Below are 19,446 nucleotides of genomic sequence, written 5' to 3' on the forward strand. Positions count from 1 at the left end.
GTCAGGTTTTTACAATTTTGAGCGCATCGACGATCTTTTGCACAAGAATCTGAGGCCGATAGTTCAATTCGTCCGGAGTAAGTCCGAGGCGAACGACAACGATATTGGCCGACGGCACGATCGCAACGCTCTGCCCGTCATGACCAACCAGCCAGAACGTATCCAGCGGCAATCCGAAATGCCGGCTTCCACCGCCCGGGGCTGACAACCACGCCTGGCCTTGGGTGAATATCCCGTTGGATGCTTTCGTCGGCGTCCGCATCGCGCCCACGAAGCCCTCCGGTAGCAACCGCTGCCCGTGCCAGACGCCATCCTGAAGCAGGAATTGCCCAAACCGCGCCCAGTCCCTGGCCGTCGCGTAGAGATAGGATCCGCCGACAAGGGTGCCGTGCTCGTCGGCCTCCAGCACGGCGCTCGACATGCCGAGCGGGGCAAACAGGGCATCGTGGGGGTAGTCCCGGGCCGCGTGCTGATTGTCGAACCTGTTCATCCAGATCCGCGACAGCAGCACCGCTGTCCCCGTGGAATAATGAAATTCCTGCTTTGGAGGAGAGACCTGCGGCGCACTTGCAGCCATCGCCGCCATGTCCGGCTCCAGGAAGAGCATCCGCGTCACATCTGTGACCGAGCCATAGGATTCGTTGAAGGCAAGGCCGCTTTCCATCGCCAGGAGGTTTGCCACCGTGATCTTCGATCGACCGTCGCCGTGCCATTCCGGAAGCAGGTCGGCATCATCGAAGGACATCCGCCGCGCCTGCATGAGGCGCCCGATAATCGCTGAATTGACAGTCTTGGTCATCGACCAGCCGAGCAGCGGCATGCCGGCATCGAAGCCTTTGCCATAGCTTTCGGCTACCAGCCTGCCATCCTTGATGACCACGATCGCCCGCATCCCGGGCCCGCCAACGGCAGGATCCTTGATCACATCCGCAATAGCGGCATTGGGTTCGCCGGCTGCGTTATCGCCATCCGGCCAGTCGGCATCCCGTCCCGTCACGACCGGAACGCGAGGCATCGACAAATGTGCGGCCATCTTCATGTCCCCGTCGGGCACGCTGGCGCAACCGAGCGGCCCGCGATAGACGGCTAAATTGGGAGCGAACAGGCCGAGCATCCGGGCAGAGACGACGCCCTCGTCACGGGAAATGGAGAGGCGAACGAGCCTCAGCGCCGGATTGCCGGGCGCCTGCACATCTTCGGAGAGAATAACCTGGGGATCCCGGCCCGAAATGAAGACGCCGGAACAGACTATCTTGGCGGCATAGCCATCGGCAACCCTCAGCAGATCGGGGGGTGCGATGGCGAGCCAGGCGGCGGCACCCGCCACGCCCGCCATCACGAACCCCGCCAATCCCAGCCCGATCTTCGCTCTCAAACGCATCTCATGTCTCCGCCAGTTTGACGACGAAACAAGCAGCAAAGTCGGCAGCGATCAAGAGGTGACCTATCAATAGACCGAGAGGGCCATGCTGGCCGCTGCCCTGCCGCGCCGGCCTGTCACGCGGCTGTAGCACTGCCGCGTTACATGCGCCGAACCGCAACGGGGTGACGAATCATGACGGAATTCGCTTCGGACAGCAGCTTCCCGAAGAACAGGAAGATCAAGGACGCGCTCCTCCAGCACAAGGCGCTGTCAAAGGCCGGCTTTTCCGAGCGCCTGTTCGGCCTTCTGTTTTCCGGCCTCGTCTATCCGCAGATCTGGGAAGACCCGGATGTCGACATGGAAGCAATGGAACTCCGTCCACACCACCGCATCGTCACAATCGGCTCCGGCGGCTGCAACATGCTCGCCTACCTCTCGCAGAACCCGGCCTCCATCGACGTCGTCGATCTCAATCCGCACCATATCGCGCTGAACAGGCTGAAGCTCGCCGCCTTCCGGCTGCTGCCCGGCCACGGCGATGTCGTCCGCTTCTTCGGCACGCCGGATGTCGGCGTCAACAGCCAGGCATTCGATCGCTTCATCGCCCCCGGCCTCGATGAGGCGACCGGCGCCTACTGGAACGGCCGCGACATGCTCGGCCGTCGCCGCGTCACGGTGTTCAACCGCAACATCTACCGCACCGGCCTGCTTGGCCGCTTTATCGGCGCCGCCCATCTGCTCGGCCGCCTGCACGGCGTCAAGTTTGCAAAGCTTACGGAAGCCCGCACCCTGCAGGAGCAGCGCCAGTTCTTCGATACCGAGATCTCGCCGGTCTTCGAGCGGCGCATGGTGCGCTGGCTGCTTGGTCGCAAGAGCTCACTGTTCGGCCTCGGTATTCCCCCGCAGCAATACGACGAACTGGCAAGCCTTGCCGGCGACGGCTCCATCGCTGCGGTCCTGAAGTACCGGCTGGAAAAGCTCATCTGCCATTTCCCGATGAGCGAAAACTATTTCGCCTGGCAGGCCTTCGCCCGTCGCTATCCCGAAGCCGACAAGGGGCCCCTGCCGACCTACCTCAGACCGGAACACTTTGCAGCGATCCGGGCCAATGCAGAGCGCGTCACCGTCCATCATCTGAACTTCACCGAGTTGCTCGCCACCAAGCAGGCAGCGTCGATGGATCGCTATGTGCTTCTCGACGCGCAGGACTGGATGAACGATGCCCAGCTCAACGAGCTCTGGGCCGAGATCAGCCGCACAGCGGCACCGGGCGCCCGGGTCATTTTCCGCACGGCCGCCGAGAAAAGCATCATCGAGGGTCGCCTGTCGCCCGCCATCCGCGACCAGTGGGAATATGTCGAGGAGCGCTCGCACGCCCTCAACGCTCGAGACCGCTCGGCCATCTATGGCGGCTTCCACATCTACGGTAAAAAGCCATGAGCCGCGTCGAGGCCGGCCCGGAGCCTGAAGTCGGCGGCCATGCCGGCCTGATGGACGGCATGTACCGCTACCAGCGGCACATCTACGACCTGACGCGCAAATACTACCTGTTCGGCCGCGACCGCACGATCAACCACCTCAACATGCCCTTCGGCGGCTCGCTGCTGGAAGTCGGCTGCGGCACCGGCCGCAACCTGCTCTACGCCCACCGCCGTTTCCCGTCCGCCCGGCTCTTCGGCCTCGATATCTCGCAGGAGATGCTGATATCGGCCCGGGCGAGCTTTCGCGGGATATCGCCGATGCCGGATTTCAAGGTTGCCGATGCGACCAGCTTCAAGGCACAGGATTTCGGCACCGAGGGTTTCGACCGGATCATGATCTCCTACGCGCTGTCGATGATCCCCGACTGGAAAGCCGCGATCGACGCCGCAATCGATGCCCTGAAGCCCGGTGGTGAGCTGCATATCGTCGACTTCGGCCAGCAGCAGCGCCTGCCCGGCTGGTTCCGCAAGGGGTTGCAGTCGTGGCTGCGAAGCTTCCATGTGACACCCCGCGCAGACCTTCAGGCCGTGCTCGAAGAGCGCTGCAACAGGCTGGGCGCCAGGCTTTCGGTTGAAGATATCGGCCGCGGCTATGCGATACGGGCAGTTATTGTGACGGCGCGCGCATAATTAGCTTGAAGATAACGCATTTTTTACGTTGATATGATGAAAACGGCTTCAGTGCCTTTTCCGCCACGGCTGCGATTCGTCGGCCGAAAACTTGAACTTGGGCAGAATAACACCTCACCTGGATACGGGACGCCCATGCGCCGGCTTTTGTTATGTTTACTGCCGTTGGTCCTGCTGCTGAGCGGCTGCAATTCGAGCTATGACTTCATGGAGACGAAGTCGATACCGAAATCCCGCTTCCGCGATACCAAGCCGCAGGATTTCGGCGCCGACCATCCGCAACTGCACCCCATCCACGGCATCGATATTTCCAAATGGCAGGGCGACATCGACTGGCGGACGGTCAAGTCGTCCGGCGTAGCCTTCGCCTTCATCAAGGCGACCGAAGGCAAGGATATCGTCGACACCAAGTTCCAGGAATATTCGAGCGAGGCCCGCGCTGCCGGCATCCCGAGCGCGCCGTACCATTTCTACTATTTCTGCTCTTCCGCCGACGAGCAGGCCGACTGGTTTATCCGCAACGTGCCGAAATCGGCCATGGTGCTGCCGCCGGTGCTCGATGTTGAATGGAACGCGGAATCCAAAACCTGCCGCCTGCGCCCCGATGCGGTTACCGTACGGGCGCAACTGCAGCGCTTCATGGACCGCCTCGAGGCCTATTATCACATGCGGCCGATCATCTACACGTCCGTCGATTTTCACCGCGACAACCTCGTCGGCTACTTCAAGGACTACCACTTCTGGGTCCGCTCGGTCGCCAAGCATCCCGGCGTCACCTATGCCGATCGCCGCTGGGCCTTCTGGCAATATACCTCGACCGGCGTCATCCCGGGCATCAAGGGGCCGACGGACATCAACGTCTTTGCCGGCAACGAAAAGAACTGGCGGAACTGGGTCGAGGCGGTCACGAAGCTCAAGAATTCTTGAAGCCAGCGCCATTTCCTTCTTGCATCGAAGCTCATGTTCTGGGAAAGCGACCTCATCCGTAAGCAACGAGGACCGCCCATGGACCGCTTCAACGCTCGACGCACTGCACTCGCGATGATCTTCGCATCAACAATGGCAGGTGCTGCCGCGGCCCAGACGAGCGCCCCGGCCCCGCAGAACCCGACACCGGCAGCCGCCTGCGGCGGTGACCTCTCCACATTTCTCGAAGGCGTCAAGGCCGATGCGATCAATGCAGGCGTAACCCCGGAAGCCGCCGAAAAGACGGTCGCCGGCGCCCAGATCGACCCCAAGGTCCTCGCCCGCGACCGCGCCCAGGGCGTCTTCAAGCAGACCTTCCTCGAATTCTCGCAGCGCACCGTCAGCCAGGCGCGCCTCGATATCGGCCGCAAGAAGATGGCGCAGTACGCCGACGTCTTCGCGCGCGCCGAGAAGGAACATGGCGTGCCGGCCGGCGTCATCACCGCCTTCTGGGCCATGGAAACCGACTTCGGTGCCGTGCAGGGCGATTTCAACACCCGCAACGCTCTCGTCACGCTCGCCCATGACTGCCGCCGCCCGGACCGCTTCCGCGAACAGCTGATCGCGCTCAGTGAACTCGTCCAGCGCAACGATGTCGAACCTGCAACGACCCAGGGCGCCTGGGCTGGCGAGATCGGCCAGACGCAGCTGCTGCCAAAGACCATCATCGCTTATGGCGAGGACGGCGATGGCGACGGCCTGGTAAAATTGCGCGAGAGCGCCCCGGACGTCATCCTGACGACTGCCAACTTCCTGCAGTCGCTGGGCTTCCAGCGCGGCCAGCCCTGGCTCCAGGAGGTGACGCTTCCGGCGACGCTTCCATATGAAAAATCAGGCATCGGTGGCACCATGACCGCCGCCGACTGGTTCGCCCTCGGTGTCAAGCCACGCGACGGCAACACCTCCTTCGGCAATCTGGTCTCTGCGCTGATCCTGCCGCAGGGCCGCTTCGGCCCGGCCTTCCTCACCTACCCCAATTTCAACGTCTACCTCGCATGGAACCAGTCGTTCATCTACACGACGTCGGCCGCCTATCTCGCAACCCGCTTCGCAGGCGCTCCGACCTATAACAAGGGCACGCCCGAGAAGGGCCTGAGCGACACCGACATGCGTGCGCTCCAGACCAAGCTTAAGGCGCACGGCTACGACGTCGGCGAGATCGACGGTATCCTCGGCTCCGGCACCCGCATTGCCATCCAGAAAGAACAGTTCCGCCTCGGCCTCCCCGCCGACGGCTGGGCCACGGAAGCGCTGCTGAACGCGCTCTGAGGACGGAGACTGCCGAGGAATACGGGGGCGGCTCTGAAGGTCGCCCTTGGAATGACTGTCGGCATCAATGCGCGAGTACCTACACATCAAGTTTCAGCAGCCTTCGCCTTGGAGACGTCAGAGGGTTGGTAGGCAGACTTCATCCAAGACCGGCGACTTCACGGCATCGAAAAGATCAGGCACAAAGCTCGCGGCTTCACTGGAATTTTCCAACTGTCGAAACAGGAACGCATGGGCATTTTGATTTCCGGCAGTTCCAACGTAGGCAAGACGACATTGGCGACACGCCTTGCCCGCCAGCTTGGATGTGACATGATTTCAACGGATAGCCTCGCCCGTCATCCCGGGCGCCCTTGGCCGGAGGTACGGCCGCCTGTCGCTGAATATTATTCACGGCTTTCCGATGAGACCATCTATTGGTTTCTAAGGGTTCATCACGAAAACATCTGGCCGGCAATACGGCAGCAGATTGACGCCAGGGTCCATGCCAGAACACCTTTTATAATCGAAGGCTCTGCACTTCGCCCCGAGTTTATAGCTCCGCTTGTCTCTAACGAAATATCTCCTGTTTTCCTGTATGCTGACAACGACCTCCTTAGGGAAAGAATGCGATCCGAGGCCGAATATGCCCAGCGCGATCAAGCTGGACGCAGCATCATCGACAAATTCATAGACCGATCCTTGCGCGACAATTCGGAAATGCACCTCGCCGCTCGCAGCCATGACATCACCATCGTCGACACCTCAGACGCCGTCGCCGTATCCAATCTGTGTGACGAGCTCGTAAGGCGGGAGCTCAGTGCAAGCTCACGACAATCCTGAGTTTCCCAATAAAGCGGGGGATTGTTTAGGATCTCCTCACCGCCCCCCTTCACCACCACCCACGCCCCCAAACCAACACCCCTTGCACGGCAAGCGGGAATCGGGTGGATGCGGTGGCGGGAGCTGCGATTGTGTTGCTTTGGACTGGAGGAGCCGGGATGGAAGCTGACAATCGCATGAATGCGCTGACCTGGGGGCTGCTTGTGCTCCTCAGCCTGATCTGGGGCGGGTCTTTCTTCTTTGCGCGTATCGCTGTGCACGATGTACCGCCGTTCACGCTGGTCTTCCTGCGGCTGATTTTGGCCGCCGCGGCGCTGCATCTCTATATCGGTGGCCGATACGGTATCTACGGCCTGCTGCGCAGCCACTGGCGGCAATTCTTGCTGCTCGGGCTGATCAACAACGCCATCCCCCACGCCATGATCTTTCTCGGCGAGACCGAGATTGGCGCCGGCCTTGCCTCGGTGCTGAACGCCACGACGCCGATCTGGACGGTCATCGTCGCCCATTACGCGACGCAGGACGAGAAGCCCGGTCGGGCGAAAATCATCGGCTGCTTCGTCGGGCTGATAGGCACCGTCGTGCTGGTGGGGCCGGGAGCGCTGGATGCCGCAGGTGCGCCGCTCTGGGCGCTGCTGTTGCCCATCGTCGCCGCCATGTCCTATGGCCTTGCCGGCGTCTATTCCAAGCGCTTCAAGGGCATCCCCGCGCCGGTGACCGCCGCAGGCCAGCTGACCGGCTCGTCGCTCATCATGCTGCCGGTTTCGCTGCTGGTCGATCAACCCTGGACGCTCGCCATGCCGCCGATGCAGACGATTGCTGCCATTGTCGCCCTGGCCCTTCTGTCGACCGCCTTCGCCTACATTCTCTATTTCCGCATCATGACGCTTGCCGGCGCCACCAACACGTCGTTGGTCACCTTGCTGGTTCCACCGAGCGCTATCCTGTTAGGATTCGTCTTCCTGGGAGAGCGGCTCGGCGCCACCCAGGTGGCCGGCATGCTGCTGATCGGGCTCGGCCTTGTTATCCTCGACGGACGGCTTTTTTCGCGCAGCAGACCGTCGGCAGCAAAGACCTGAGCCACGCCATGGCGTTAATCTGGCGTTAGCATTCGTAAAGAAATACACAATTATTTTGACGTTTAGAATCAACGGCTAACGACAAAACATTAGCGAATCTCGCACAGCCCGCTGCGGTGCAGTATGGAAATCGCTTTCGGGCGACATATTTGTGACATAGGCTCTAAGGGTTAACGGAGGAGGCAGACCATGGGACTGACGCAATCCATCAACGTCCTTCTGATCAGTGCAGCATTTATGTTCGTCGTGACGATGCTATTCATCTGAGACGCCGCTCGCGGCTCGCCGCGACCGGAAATGCAGGCTTCTCTAAGCTTAACATGTGGGTTTGAAATGAGCGCCGGTCCTGAAAAGGCCGGCGCTTTTTCGTGGTTCAAGCAGCAGCGCCGGCCGCCTCTGCGATCTTCGTGCGCTTGAAACCCAGCCGCTCGAGCACGGCGCCGACCAGAGGAGCGCGGTTCATCGTGTAGAGATGAAATTCCCGGTGGCCGCGACGCACGAGGTCCTCGATCTGCTCTGCCGCGACATCGGCCGCCACCTTGGCCCGCTCTTCAGGCTTGTCGTCGAGCCCGGCAAAGCGTTCGTCCAGATAGGACGGGATACTAGTGCCGCACATGCCGGCAAAGCGCTTCAGCTGCGTCAGGTTCTGGATCGGCATGATGCCCGGCAGCACGGGAATGGCGATACCAGCCGCCCGCACCCGCTCCATGTAGGTCTCGAAGACGTCATTGTCGAAAAAGAACTGGGTCAGGGCACGGTCGGCGCCGTTGTCGGCCTTGCGCTTCAGCATGTCGATATCGGCAGCCGTGTCGCGGCTTTCCGGGTGCTTCTCCGGATAGGCAGACACCGAGATCTCGAAATCGCCGATATCGCGCAAGCCCGCCACCAGCGCTGCGGCATTCTCGTAGCCGCCGGGATGTGGCTGGTAAGCGGTGCCGATGCCGCCGGGCGGATCGCCGCGAAGGGCAACGAAGTGCCTGACGCCGGCCGCACGCAACTCATCGACGACCCGGTGTGTGTCTTCGCGCGTGGCACTGACGCAGGTGAGATGCGAGGCAGTCGGCAGTGGCGTCTCGGCGATCATCCTGCGCACGGTATTCAGCGTCGGCGCCTTGGTCGAACCGCCGGCCCCATAGGTGACGGAGACGAATTCGGGCTGCCATTCCGTCAGCTCCGTGATGGCGGCCCAAAGCTGGCCTTCCATGTCGGGTGTCTTTGGCGGAAAGAACTCGAAGGAGATGCTGACGTCGCTGCGCCCTGTGTCCGGTGTAGAAGTCATGTCAGGCCCTCTTTTCTGCGCGTAATGCTGGTTGACGGCTTTCACTGGTCGCGATCAGCAGGCGCGGATCGCGCGCCACCCAGATCGTTACCGTCAGATCCTCGCCACTCTGCTTTCCGGAATGAAGGTCCCTGACCTCCTCGAGCTCCAGTCCGGCCTTCTTCAACCACTCCTCCATCGTCGCGTGGCTGAAGCCGAGGCGGAGATGTGCATGGTCGTCGCGCAGGTATTCCAGCGCGTGCGGGGCGAGATCGACGATCACCAGCCGGCCGCCCGGCCGCAGCATGCGCGCCGCCTCGCCGATCGCAAGTTCCGGCTGGTAGAGAAAATGCAGTACCTGATGAATGGTGATCAGGTCGAAATCCTGCGCCTCGAGCGGCAGATTGAAGATATCCCCGTGCCGCACCGAGGCGGTTGTGATATTCGCCTTGTCGAGATTGGCCCGTGCGACTGCCAGCATGTCGCGGCTGGCATCGACGCCGATGGCGCGGCGGTAGACGCCGGACAGCAGCTGAAGCATGCGCCCCGTTCCCGTCCCGAGATCGAGAAACGTGTCGATCGGCCGGGTACCGATCAGCTGCTTCAGCGCAGCGTCGACATCCTCGTCGGCCACATGCAGACGGCGGAGCTCATCCCATTCGGCAGCGTTGTGGCTGAAATAGGCCTGGGCGCGCTCAGCGCGTACATGCTTCACCGAACCGAGACGTTCGCTGTCGCGCAGCAGGACAGGGTCACTCTCGTCGGCATGGCGCAGCAGCGTGCGGGCGAGATGCACGGCAGCACCATCCTGCTTCAGGCGGAAATAGGCCCAGGCGCCTTCCTGGTAGCGATCGATCAGGCCCGCCTCGCCCAGAAGCTTCAGATGCCGGGAAATACGCGGCTGGGATTGGCCGAGGATTTCGGTGAGGTCGGTGACCGTCAAATCGCCGGCGGCCAGCAGCGCCAGCAGCCGGAGCCGCGTCGGCTCGCCCGCTGCTTTCAGGACATCGACCAGCCCCTCGAGACCAAATTTAACAAGATCCGCCATACACTCACCCAATCAAGACATAAACATATCTTTATGTGATTGAGGGCAATGGCGCAAGTGGGAAATGGAAGGTCGCTACTGTCAGATGCGAGCCGGTGAACCGGCAGTTCAGGGCCGCAAATGAAACCCCCCGCGGCTGCGGGGGATCTCGAATTTGTGTAGCGCGCGCCGGTGGCGATCAGCGCGTCAGACGCTTGTAGGCCTGGCTGCTCGGGTTCAACGCATCGGCGCCGAGGCGGCGGATCTTGTCCTGCTCGTAGTCCTCGAAGTTGCCTTCGAACCATTCGACATGGCTGTCACCCTCGAAGGCGAGGATGTGGGTCGCCAGCCGGTCGAGGAACATGCGATCATGGCTGATGATAATGGCGCAGCCGGCAAAGGATTCCAGCGCGCTTTCCAGCGCACCGAGCGTTTCGGTATCGAGGTCGTTGGTCGGTTCGTCGAGAAGCAGCACGTTGCCGCCAGCCTTCAGCATCTTGGCAAGATGCACGCGGTTGCGCTGGCCGCCGGAAAGATTGCCGACCTTCTGCTGCTGGTCACCACCCTTGAAGTTGAACGCGCCACAATAAGCTCTTGAATTCATGTCGAACTTGCCGAGCTTGATGATTTCGGCGCCGCCCGAGATTTCTTCCCAGACGGTCTTCGAGCCATCCAGTGCATCGCGGCTCTGGTCGACATAGCCGAGTTGCACGGTGTCGCCGATGCGGATGGTGCCGGCATCGGGCTTTTCCTGGCCGGTGATCATCTTGAACAACGTCGTCTTGCCGGCGCCGTTCGGGCCGATGATGCCGACGATGCCACCGGGCGGCAGCTTGATCGACAAGTCCTTGATCAGCAGCTCGTCGCCGAACCCCTTGGAAACGTTCTCCATCTCGATGACAACCTGGCCGAGACGCTCGCTGACCGGGATGATGATCTGGGCGTCGCCGGGACGCTGCTTCTCGGCGGCATCGACCAGCTGTTCGTAGGACTTGATACGGGCTTTGGATTTAGCCTGGCGAGCCTTCGGGCTGGAGGCGATCCATTCCTGTTCGCGCGAGATCGCCTTCTGACGTCCTGCCTCTTCGCGGTTTTCCTGCTGCATGCGCTTTGCCTTGGCAAGCAGGTAGGCGGAGTAGTTGCCTTCATAAGGAATGCCGCGGCCACGGTCGAGCTCGAGGATCCAGCCGGTGACGTTGTCGAGGAAGTAGCGATCGTGGGTAATCATCATCACGGCGCCGGGATAGGCGCGCAGGTGCTTTTCGAGCCAGGCGATGGTCTCGGCATCCAGATGGTTGGTCGGTTCGTCGAGGAGCAGCAGGTCCGGCTGCGACAGTAGCAACCGGCAGAGCGCAACGCGACGGCGCTCACCGCCCGACAGGCTTGTGACTTCCGATTCAGGCGGCGGGCAACGGAGCGCATCCATCGCCATTTCGACCTGACTTTCGAGGTCCCATAGGTTCTGGCTGTCGATGATATCCTGGAGCTTCGAGCCTTCTTCGGCCGTCTCGTCGGAGTAGTTCATCATCAGTTCGTTGTAGCGCTCGAGCACGGCCGTCTTCTTGGCAACGCCTTCCATGACGTTTTCGCGCACCGTCTTGGTCTCGTCGAGATGCGGCTCCTGCTCGAGATAGCCAAGGGTCGCGCCTTCCGCGAGCCAGGCTTCCCCGGTGAATTCCTTGTCCAGGCCGGCGATGATCTTGAGAACGGTCGACTTACCCGCGCCGTTCGGGCCGAGGATGCCGATCTTGGCATCGGGGTAGAACGACAGGTTGACGTTCTCGAGGATTTTCTTGGCGCCGTAAGACTTGTTGAGTCCCGACATGTGATAGATGAATTGACGTGCCATTGCTGGGCTTCTCCTAGGCGCAAGAGATCTGGGTTTGAGCCGCTATGTAAGGGAAACCACGCCGCGCGGCAACGCCGAAACCGGCCTTGCGCCGCATTTGTCGACCATCGGGGTGACGCAATCAGCCAAACCGCCGACGTCCAAGCCTGACCCGCCGCTGACGATACCCATCGGACAACGCCACCGCGCAGTCAGAAATCCTAGCGGCCGACGGCCTGCACCAGACCTTCGCTGCAGCCGAACGCGGTACTACCGGCGCCCTGGATCAGCTTGCCCAGCCTCGGACCACTCTCGCCGGGCGATACCGCATCCTGCGACAAGCCGATGGTGAGCTCCGAAATCACCCGGGCGCTGCCGTTTCCGCGGCAGCTCATCTTGACGCGGTCACTGGCACCCTGGCCAAAACTTTTGTCGAATGCGGCCTTGATGCGTTCGGCATCCAGCGTCTTGCCGACGTTCGCCGCAAACAGCGCGCCGACGGCAGATGCGTTCAATTCATCGATCAGTGACACGGCAGTGCCGAAATAGGCGTCTGCCGAGAGTTTCGTGCAGGTTCCGTGCTTCAGCCACTCATGGCGCTCGAGGCCAGACTGCGTGCCCGGCATTGCCTTGCCGAGAGCGGCCTTGGTCGCCGCCGACAGTTCGACGGCAGGCAGGCTGTCCCAGCCATGACTGCGGTCGGCCTGTTGCAGCGCATCCGGCACACCGCAATAGTTCTGCCGCATCGGCCAGAGCCCGTGCAGCGAGAGGTGGGTGGCATCGAAGCCGTTGGCACTCTCGTCCCGGCACTCGGCTTTCTCAGCGTTGGTAGCGCAGAATGCCGGCTCCCAGCTGGCCGCAAGAATAAACCTAGTCTGTCCATCGCGCGCTTCGGCCGGAAGGGAGAGGCTGCCCAGCAAAACCGGCAGGCAGGAAAAAGCGGCCAGAAGCCTTAAAGAAACAACGCGCATGACAATCCACCCCAGGAACAATAAGAGAACAAGTAAGCAGATCGCATCTTCCGTCGCAAGCTGTAAATTCCCCACCGCCGGATTATCATTATCCTGTGCGCCTCCCCGAAGTTGCATTGCAAAGTTCCAGCCATTGCCGTCAGGTGCACCGATGCGAGGAGATCCCATGTTTCAAGAGATAAGACGGCACCAGAGCCCGACGGGCGCGGCACTTGCCTACCGTCATCAGCCCGCATCGGGCACGCCGCGCGGCATCCTTCTCGTGCTGCACGGGCTTGCCGAGCATTCCGGCCGCTACGGTCGCTTTGCCGAGGCGATGGCGGGCAACGGTTATCACGTCTACGCGCACGACCACCGTGGGCATGGCCGCACGAAAGCACCGGATGCGCCGCTTGGCCAGTTCGCCCGCAGCGATGGCGTGGTGTGCGTCATCGCGGACGTCATGGCGATGAGGTCGCTGGCCTCGGCTGACCACCCCGGCCTGCCTGTTGTCCTCTTCGGTCATTCCATGGGCGGACTGATCAGCCTTTCCGCCGCCATCGCCCATCCCGCAGACTTCGATGCCGTCGCAGTGTGGAACTCGAACTTTCATCCCGGCCTCGCCGGACGGGCTGGACAGCTGATCCTCGGCATCGAGCGCATGCTTAAAGGCTCGGATGTCCCGAGCGCCCTGCTACCGCGACTGACGTTCGGCGCCTGGGGGCAGTCCATCCCCGATCACCGGACGCCGTTCGATTGGTTGTCGACGGATGCGGCCGAGGTCGATGCATATATCGCCGACCCGCTCTCCGGCTTCGATGCCTGTGTATCGCTCTGGCGCGACTTGCTGGCCATGAGTTTTGCCGCACCTAGGCGACGCCACCTCGCCCGGCTACCTCCCACACTCCCAATCCACCTGGTTGCTGGCGCGCAGGATCCGGCGACGGATTACGGTAAAGCCATAACCTGGCTGGCAAACCGTTTGAAAGGATTCGACTTTTCGAATATCACAACGGAAATCTATAGCGAAATGCGGCACGAGACCCTGCATGAGGTCGATGCCAACAGGGCCACGGCGAACTTTGCCGCGTGGTGCGAACGCGTCTTGCCAAAGCCCTGACGCCGGAGGAATGTCGATGCAAAGCCCCAGCCATACGCTTGCCTCGCGGCATTCGTCGGAAATGACGATGGGCCTGACCCTGATGTTCGTGTCGGTCATGCTGTCGCCGATCGTCGACATCTTTTCCAAGCTGGCGGCTGTCACCATCCCGCCGGTCGAGGTCACAGCGGCACGCTTTCTTTTTCAATGCCTGTTCGCTCTGCCGATGATCGTCTGGAAACGCAGTTGGATGCCTGGCACGTGGCGGCAGAGAAGAATTCACGCCCTGCGTGGCAGCCTGCTGGTGCTGTCGATGATCACCTTCGTGACGACGTTACAGGTGATGGAGGTTGCCGATGCCATCGCCATCTTCTTCGTCCAGCCGATCATCCTCACCGTTCTCAGCAGCATCTTCCTGAAGGAAACAGTGGGTTGGCGGCGTTACGCGGCCTGCGTCGTCGGATTCAGTGGCGCCTTGCTGATCATCCAACCCAGCTTCCAGCAACTCGGCTTCGTTGCCTTGCTCCCCGTTGTTACCGCGATCTGCGGCTCGATCTTCGTGCTTTTGACGCGCGTCCTGTCCCATAGCGAACCGGCCTCCTCGATGCAGCTGAACACCGGCCTCTGGGGATTGCTGTTCTCCATGATCCTGCTGGCAATCGGCAGCCTCGCCGGCAATGCCATCCTGTCGCCTGTCATGCCGGACGCCACTGCCGCACTCCATCTCCTCGGCGTCGGCGTGACAGCAGCCGTCTGCGGGATGCTGACACTTTATGCATACCGCGCCGTCCGGGCATCGACGCTCGCACCGCTGCAGTATTTCGAGATCATTTCGGCGACGATCTTCGGCTGGCTGGTGTTCGACAATTTCCCGAACATGCTGAAATGGGTTGGCATTCTCATCATCATCTGCTCCGGTCTCTACATCCTGTGGCGCGAGCGGCGGCTTGCATCCAAGCCGGTATCCGATACATCTCAATCGCTCCGCGCACCCTGATCGAAGATCTGCAAAACATGACCAACCGACCGATAAAAAAGCCACCGCTCGCAGGCATCCGCGTCATCGAACTCGCGCGCGTGCTGGCAGGACCTTGGGCAGGCCAGATGCTGGCCGATCTCGGTGCCGATGTCATCAAGGTGGAAAACCCGGATGGCGGCGACGACACGCGCCAATGGGGACCTCCGTTTGTCGAGGATACCCACGGAGCCAACCTTTCCGCCGCCTATTACCACTCGGCCAATCGCGGCAAGCGTTCCATCGTCGCCGATCTGCGCACGGCCGAGGGCCAGGATCTGGTTCGCCGGCTGGCCATGACGGCGGACGTGCTGATCGAGAATTTCAAACTCGGCGGCCTCGTCAAATACGGCCTCGACTACGAGAGCCTCCACAAGCTCAATCCAAAACTGGTCTATTGCTCGATCACCGGCTTTGGCCAGACCGGTCCCTATGCCAATCTCGCCGGCTACGACTACATCGTCCAGGGCATGTCCGGCTTCATGTCGATCACCGGCGAGACAGACGGCCAGCCGATGAAGGCCGGCGTCGCCATCGCCGACATTTTCACCGGGATCTATGCTGTCTCGGCCATCGAGGCGGCCCTGATCCATGCCCTCAAATCCGGTGAAGGGCAACTGGTCGACATGGCGCTGCTCGACGTCCAGGCGGCAGTGCTGGCGAACCAGAACATGAACTACCTGATATCAGGCAAGGCGCCGGAGCGGCTGGGCAATGCTCATCCCAACATCTCTCCCTACGAGGTGGTGCCCGTCGCCGACGGCTTCCTGATCCTCGCCATTGGCAACGATGGCCAGTTCCGTCGTCTTTGCGGCCTGCTCGGTATCGAGGCTATCATCGGCGACGAGCGCTTCGCCACCAACAAGGCCCGCATCGCCAACCGCATGGAAGTTCGCCAACTCGTCTCGACCGAGACGCTGAAATGGACCAAGGCCGCCCTGCTGCAGCGCTGCGAGCAGAATGGCGTGCCGGCTGGTCCCATTAATACCATCGAGGAAATGTTCGCCGACCCCCAGGTGGTGGCGCGCGGCCTGCGCATCGATCTCGACGATGCAGCCGGCAATGCCATTCCGGGCGTCCGCACGCCGGTCATTCTCTCCGAAACACCCCTACGCTACGAACGGCCGAGCCCGAGGCTCGGCGAACATCAGGACGAGGTGCTGGCGGAACTCGCTGCCCTCGAAGGAAAGGCAAGATCATGAAACGCACAGGCGGCCAGCTCATCGTCGAGGCTTTGAAAGCCAATGGCGTCAAGCGCATCTCCTGCGTTCCCGGCGAAAGCTTCCTGGCCGTGCTCGACGCGCTGCATGACAGCGACATCGACGTTCTCGTCTGCCGCCAGGAAGGCGGTGCTGCGATGATGGCCGATGCCTGGGGCCGGCTGACCGGCGAACCCGGCATTTGCATGGTGACACGCGGCCCGGGCGCTACGAATGCTTCTGCCGGCCTCCATATCGCCCGCCAGGACTCCATCCCGATGATCCTCTTCATCGGCCAGGTGCAGCGCGATGCCCGCGAACGCGAGGCATTTCAGGAAGTCGAATATCGCCGCGCCTTCACCGAGTTCGCCAAGTGGGTCGGCGAGATCGACGATGCCACCCGCATTCCGGAGTTCGTCACCCGCGCCTTTGCCGTCGCCACATCCGGACGCCCCGGCCCCGTCGTGTTGAGCCTGCCCGAAGACATGCTGCGCGACCTCGTCGAGGCGCCTGAGGCAAAGCCCTACATGCCGGTGGCAAGCCATCCCGGTAAAAGCCAGATCGACGAACTCCAGCACCGGCTGATGGCTGCGGAGCGGCCGATGGTCATCGTCGGCGGCACGCGCTGGAACGACGAAGCGGTGGCATCGCTCCGCACGTTCGCCGAACGCTTCCAGCTGCCGGTCGGCTGCTCGTTCCGCCGGCAGATGCTGTTCGACAATCTGCATCCCTCCTATGCCGGCGACGTCGGCATAGGCATCAACCCGGCGCTCGGCAAGGAGATCAGGGAGGCCGACCTCCTCATCCTCATCGGCGGCCGCTTTTCCGAAATGCCGTCCTCCGGCTATACGCTGATGGACATCCCCTACCCGGCGCAGGCGCTGGTGCACATCCATCCCGATCCGTCGGAACTCGGGCGCGTCTACCGGCCGGATCTCGCCATCTGCGCCAGCCCTGCCGATTTCGTCTCCGCTCTGGCGGATCTTCCTGCGCCGGCAACGCCCATCTGGGCAGAGCGCACCGCCCGGATGCATGCCGCCTACCGCACATGGTCCAAAACCCCTGAAACCAGCCCAGGCGATGTCCACATGGGCCGGATCATGGACTGGATCGAGGCGAACACGGCAGCCGATACCATTTTCACCAATGGCGCCGGCAACTATGCGACGTGGCTGCACCGCTTCCATCGCTTCCGCCAGTTCAACACCCAGGCAGCCCCCGCCTCTGGCTCGATGGGCTACGGCCTGCCGGCGGCGGTGGCTGCGAAGGCATTGTTTCCAGAGCGTGAAGTCATCTGCTTTGCAGGCGACGGCTGCTTCATGATGCACGGACAGGAATTTGCGACGGCGGTGCAATACGGCCTGCCGATCATCACGCTGGTAATCAACAACGGCATGTACGGCACGATCCGCATGCACCAGGAACGCGACTATCCCGGCCGTGTCAGCGGCACGAAGCTCACCAACCCCGACTTCGCGGCCTTCGCCCGGGCCTATGGCGGCCATGGCGAGACGGTGAAGACAACCGCCGAGTTTGCACCCGCCATCGTGCGCGCACGGGCAAGCGGCAAGCCCGCGATCATCGAGATCGTACTCGACCCGCAGGCAATCACGCCAACGCGGACGCTCAACGAGATTGCCGGCCTGAAGTAGCTGCAGGGCGGCCTGCCATCAGGCCGCCTCGTCGGAACAGGTGTAGATCAGTAGGATGCCAGTACGGCGCTGCCAAAGTTCGGTTGCACACCCAAAAGCGGTGCAGCTCTGGTGATAATATCGCGAACCATCGGCGCGGCATTGTTGGTGGCGAAGGTCAGCCCCTTTTCACCCGTGCGCGGCTCGTCGCAGAAGCTGAAAACCACGTATCGCGGATTGTCGATCGGGAATGCCCCCAGAAAGTCGTTGAAGCTGAGCACATGCGAGTACTTGCCGTTGATGACCTTGTTAGCGGTACCTGTCTTTCCGCCGACATGGTAGCCCGGCACGTCGGCGCTCTTGCCCGAACCCTGCTCGCCATTGAGCTTGAAAAGCGCCCGCAGCGTGTCGCTGGTGCTTGGCTTAACGACAACCTTGGCAATTGCGTCCGCCTCCGCCTGCGTGCGCGGCAAGAAAGTCGGCTCGATCAGCCGACCGCCATCCATCAAGGCAGCGCCGGCAACGGCCGTCTGTAGCGGCGTCGTAGCCACGCCATGACCGAACGCGACGGTAATGGAGTTGATCTTCTTCCAGACTTTCGGCTGACTTGGCATCTTCACTTCAGGAAGCTCGGTCTGCATCTTCGACAACAGTCCTAGTCGTGCAAGATACGCCCTCTGTGCGTCCATTCCGACAATTTCGATCATGCGTGCAGTGCCGATATTCGAAGAATACCGAAAAATCTCGGGAACCGTAAGCCAGCGACGGGGCACGTCGCGGTCGTCGTGGATCGTGAAGCCGGCGACATGCAGAGACTGGGAGGCATCGAATGTATCGGTCAGCTTGACGCTGCCAGTGTCCATCGCCATGGCCATCGAGAAGGTCTTGAAGGTCGACCCCATTTCGTTGGTACCGTTCGTCATCCGATTGAGCCAACCATCGGCCCCATTTGCATTCGGCGCGTTCGGGTCGAAGTCCGGTGCAGACGCCATGGCCAGCACTTCGCCCGTTTTGATGTCGAGAATGACCGCGCCGGCTGATTTGCTCTGGTACTTCGTCAATGCATCCACGACGACATCGTGAACGATATTCTGAACTCGGATGTCGATCGACAGCTTCACCGGTTCAAGCGGTTCGCTGCTGGCAAGACCCGCCGACGTCAGGTCGGAAAGGCCCTGGTTGTCGAGATATTTCTCCATGCCGGCAACGCCATGATTGTCGATATCGACATAGCCAAGCACATGCGCAGCGGTGCTGCCGCCCGGATAGAAGCGGCGGACTTCCGGGCGGAAGCCGATGGCGGGAAGTCCGAGGGCGAGGATTTCGCCCTGCTGCTTCGGTGTCAGCTGACGCTCCAGCCAGACGAAATGAGATCGCTTGTCTGACAGCTTGCGATAGGTTGATTTCCTGTCGAGATTGGGAAATATCTTCGTCAGCTTTTCGATGGTGTCATCGACGTCGACCATCTTGATCGGCTCGGCATACATCGAGAAAGTCCGGATGTCGGTTGCCAGCAGCGCGCCGTTGCGATCCTCGATATCGGGACGCGAGGCCATGGCCGGACCTGCGGGAATGTTCGTCGTGTCGGCCTGCGGCTGCATGCCGAGGAAGATCAGCTTCCCGAACACCACGCAGTAGACGACGCAGAGAGTACCCGCCAAAATGCCGAGCCGCGACTTGCTCTGCCGTGATTTGCGGACATTGCCCTTCTTGGAACCCTTGCCGCGGGGGGCGCCAAGACTAAGCCTTATCAGGCGATCGCTGCGAAGCGTAAGGGCGTGGATAAGAGACATCGTCCAACTTTTTAACAGGCACGGATGCGGTTGAAG

Annotated in this window: 16 protein-coding genes; 10 read left to right on the forward strand and 6 right to left on the reverse strand. The window is 61.6% G+C overall.

Annotated elements, in window-relative coordinates; genetic code table 11:
- Position 1: 1 nt before the first annotated feature.
- Positions 2-1,381: a serine hydrolase gene (locus tag J5274_RS15190; RefSeq protein ID WP_142831462.1), complete on the reverse strand. Its 1,380-nt coding sequence runs from the start codon at positions 1,379-1,381 to the stop codon at positions 2-4.
- Positions 1,382-1,555: 174 nt separating this feature from the next.
- On the opposite strand from J5274_RS15190, the gene J5274_RS15195 reads away from it, so the two are divergent.
- From J5274_RS15195 to J5274_RS15220, 6 genes are all read left to right on the forward strand, one after another.
- The gene (locus J5274_RS15195) at positions 1,556-2,803 is read left to right on the forward strand and encodes a DUF3419 family protein (RefSeq protein WP_142823212.1); all 1,248 of its coding nucleotides are present in this window, start codon (positions 1,556-1,558) and stop codon (positions 2,801-2,803) included.
- Positions 2,800-3,474 (forward strand): class I SAM-dependent methyltransferase, encoded by a 675-nt coding sequence (locus J5274_RS15200; protein WP_142823213.1) that lies wholly within the window; start codon positions 2,800-2,802, stop codon positions 3,472-3,474. The genes J5274_RS15195 and J5274_RS15200 overlap by 4 nt, the downstream gene beginning before the upstream one ends.
- Before the next feature lie 135 nt (positions 3,475-3,609).
- Positions 3,610-4,401, forward strand: coding sequence for a GH25 family lysozyme (locus J5274_RS15205; protein ID WP_142823214.1), 792 nt, complete (start codon positions 3,610-3,612; stop codon positions 4,399-4,401).
- 78 nt (positions 4,402-4,479) lie between these two features.
- Entirely contained in the window at positions 4,480-5,709 is a 1,230-nt protein-coding gene (locus tag J5274_RS15210; RefSeq protein ID WP_142823215.1) for a lytic murein transglycosylase, read from the forward strand.
- Between the two features lie 231 nt (positions 5,710-5,940).
- Positions 5,941-6,531 carry an AAA family ATPase gene (locus tag J5274_RS15215; protein WP_142823216.1) on the forward strand — a complete coding sequence of 197 codons (591 nt, stop codon included), beginning with the start codon at positions 5,941-5,943 and terminating at the stop codon, positions 6,529-6,531.
- Between the two features lie 158 nt (positions 6,532-6,689).
- Complete coding sequence (locus tag J5274_RS15220; protein WP_142823217.1) at positions 6,690-7,610, forward strand: DMT family transporter; 921 nt, start codon at positions 6,690-6,692, stop codon at positions 7,608-7,610.
- A 373-nt stretch (positions 7,611-7,983) separates the two neighbouring features.
- On the opposite strand, the gene metF is transcribed toward J5274_RS15220, so the two are convergent.
- From metF to J5274_RS15240, 4 genes are all read right to left on the reverse strand, one after another.
- Positions 7,984-8,889, reverse strand: coding sequence for a methylenetetrahydrofolate reductase [NAD(P)H] (metF, locus tag J5274_RS15225; protein ID WP_142823218.1), 906 nt, complete (start codon positions 8,887-8,889; stop codon positions 7,984-7,986).
- A 1-nt stretch (position 8,890) separates the two neighbouring features.
- Positions 8,891-9,916: a metalloregulator ArsR/SmtB family transcription factor gene (locus J5274_RS15230; protein WP_142823219.1), complete on the reverse strand. Its 1,026-nt coding sequence runs from the start codon at positions 9,914-9,916 to the stop codon at positions 8,891-8,893.
- A 178-nt stretch (positions 9,917-10,094) separates the two neighbouring features.
- On the reverse strand, positions 10,095-11,744 hold the full coding sequence (gene ettA / locus J5274_RS15235; protein ID WP_142823220.1) for an energy-dependent translational throttle protein EttA: 1,650 nt from the start codon (positions 11,742-11,744) through the stop codon (positions 10,095-10,097).
- 200 nt (positions 11,745-11,944) lie between these two features.
- Positions 11,945-12,694, reverse strand: a complete 750-nt coding sequence (locus tag J5274_RS15240; RefSeq protein ID WP_142831461.1) for a ribonuclease — start codon at positions 12,692-12,694, stop codon at positions 11,945-11,947.
- Positions 12,695-12,860: 166 nt separating this feature from the next.
- Here J5274_RS15240 and J5274_RS15245 point away from each other — a divergent pair, with 166 nt between their 5' ends.
- From J5274_RS15245 to J5274_RS15260, 4 genes are read left to right on the forward strand one after another with little or no spacing between them, the layout of a single operon-like run.
- A complete protein-coding gene (locus tag J5274_RS15245; protein ID WP_142823222.1) occupies positions 12,861-13,793 on the forward strand; it encodes an alpha/beta fold hydrolase in 933 nt (310 codons plus the stop codon).
- A gap of 16 nt (positions 13,794-13,809) precedes the next feature.
- Entirely contained in the window at positions 13,810-14,769 is a 960-nt protein-coding gene (locus J5274_RS15250; protein WP_142823223.1) for a DMT family transporter, read from the forward strand.
- Positions 14,770-14,786: 17 nt separating this feature from the next.
- On the forward strand, positions 14,787-15,989 hold the full coding sequence (locus J5274_RS15255; RefSeq protein ID WP_142823224.1) for a CaiB/BaiF CoA-transferase family protein: 1,203 nt from the start codon (positions 14,787-14,789) through the stop codon (positions 15,987-15,989).
- Complete coding sequence (locus tag J5274_RS15260) at positions 15,986-17,638, forward strand: thiamine pyrophosphate-binding protein (protein WP_142823225.1); 1,653 nt, start codon at positions 15,986-15,988, stop codon at positions 17,636-17,638. The genes J5274_RS15255 and J5274_RS15260 overlap by 4 nt, the downstream gene beginning before the upstream one ends.
- A 47-nt stretch (positions 17,639-17,685) precedes the next feature.
- Here J5274_RS15260 and J5274_RS15265 read toward each other — a convergent pair whose 3' ends face one another.
- Positions 17,686-19,410: a penicillin-binding protein 2 gene (locus J5274_RS15265; RefSeq protein WP_142823226.1), complete on the reverse strand. Its 1,725-nt coding sequence runs from the start codon at positions 19,408-19,410 to the stop codon at positions 17,686-17,688.
- Between the last annotated feature and the right edge of the window lie 36 nt (positions 19,411-19,446).

Origin of the sequence: Rhizobium sp. L51/94 (assembly GCF_019355555.1) — a bacterium.
In the GTDB taxonomy this organism is placed as follows: Bacteria; Pseudomonadota; Alphaproteobacteria; order Rhizobiales; family Rhizobiaceae; genus Rhizobium; species Rhizobium rhododendri.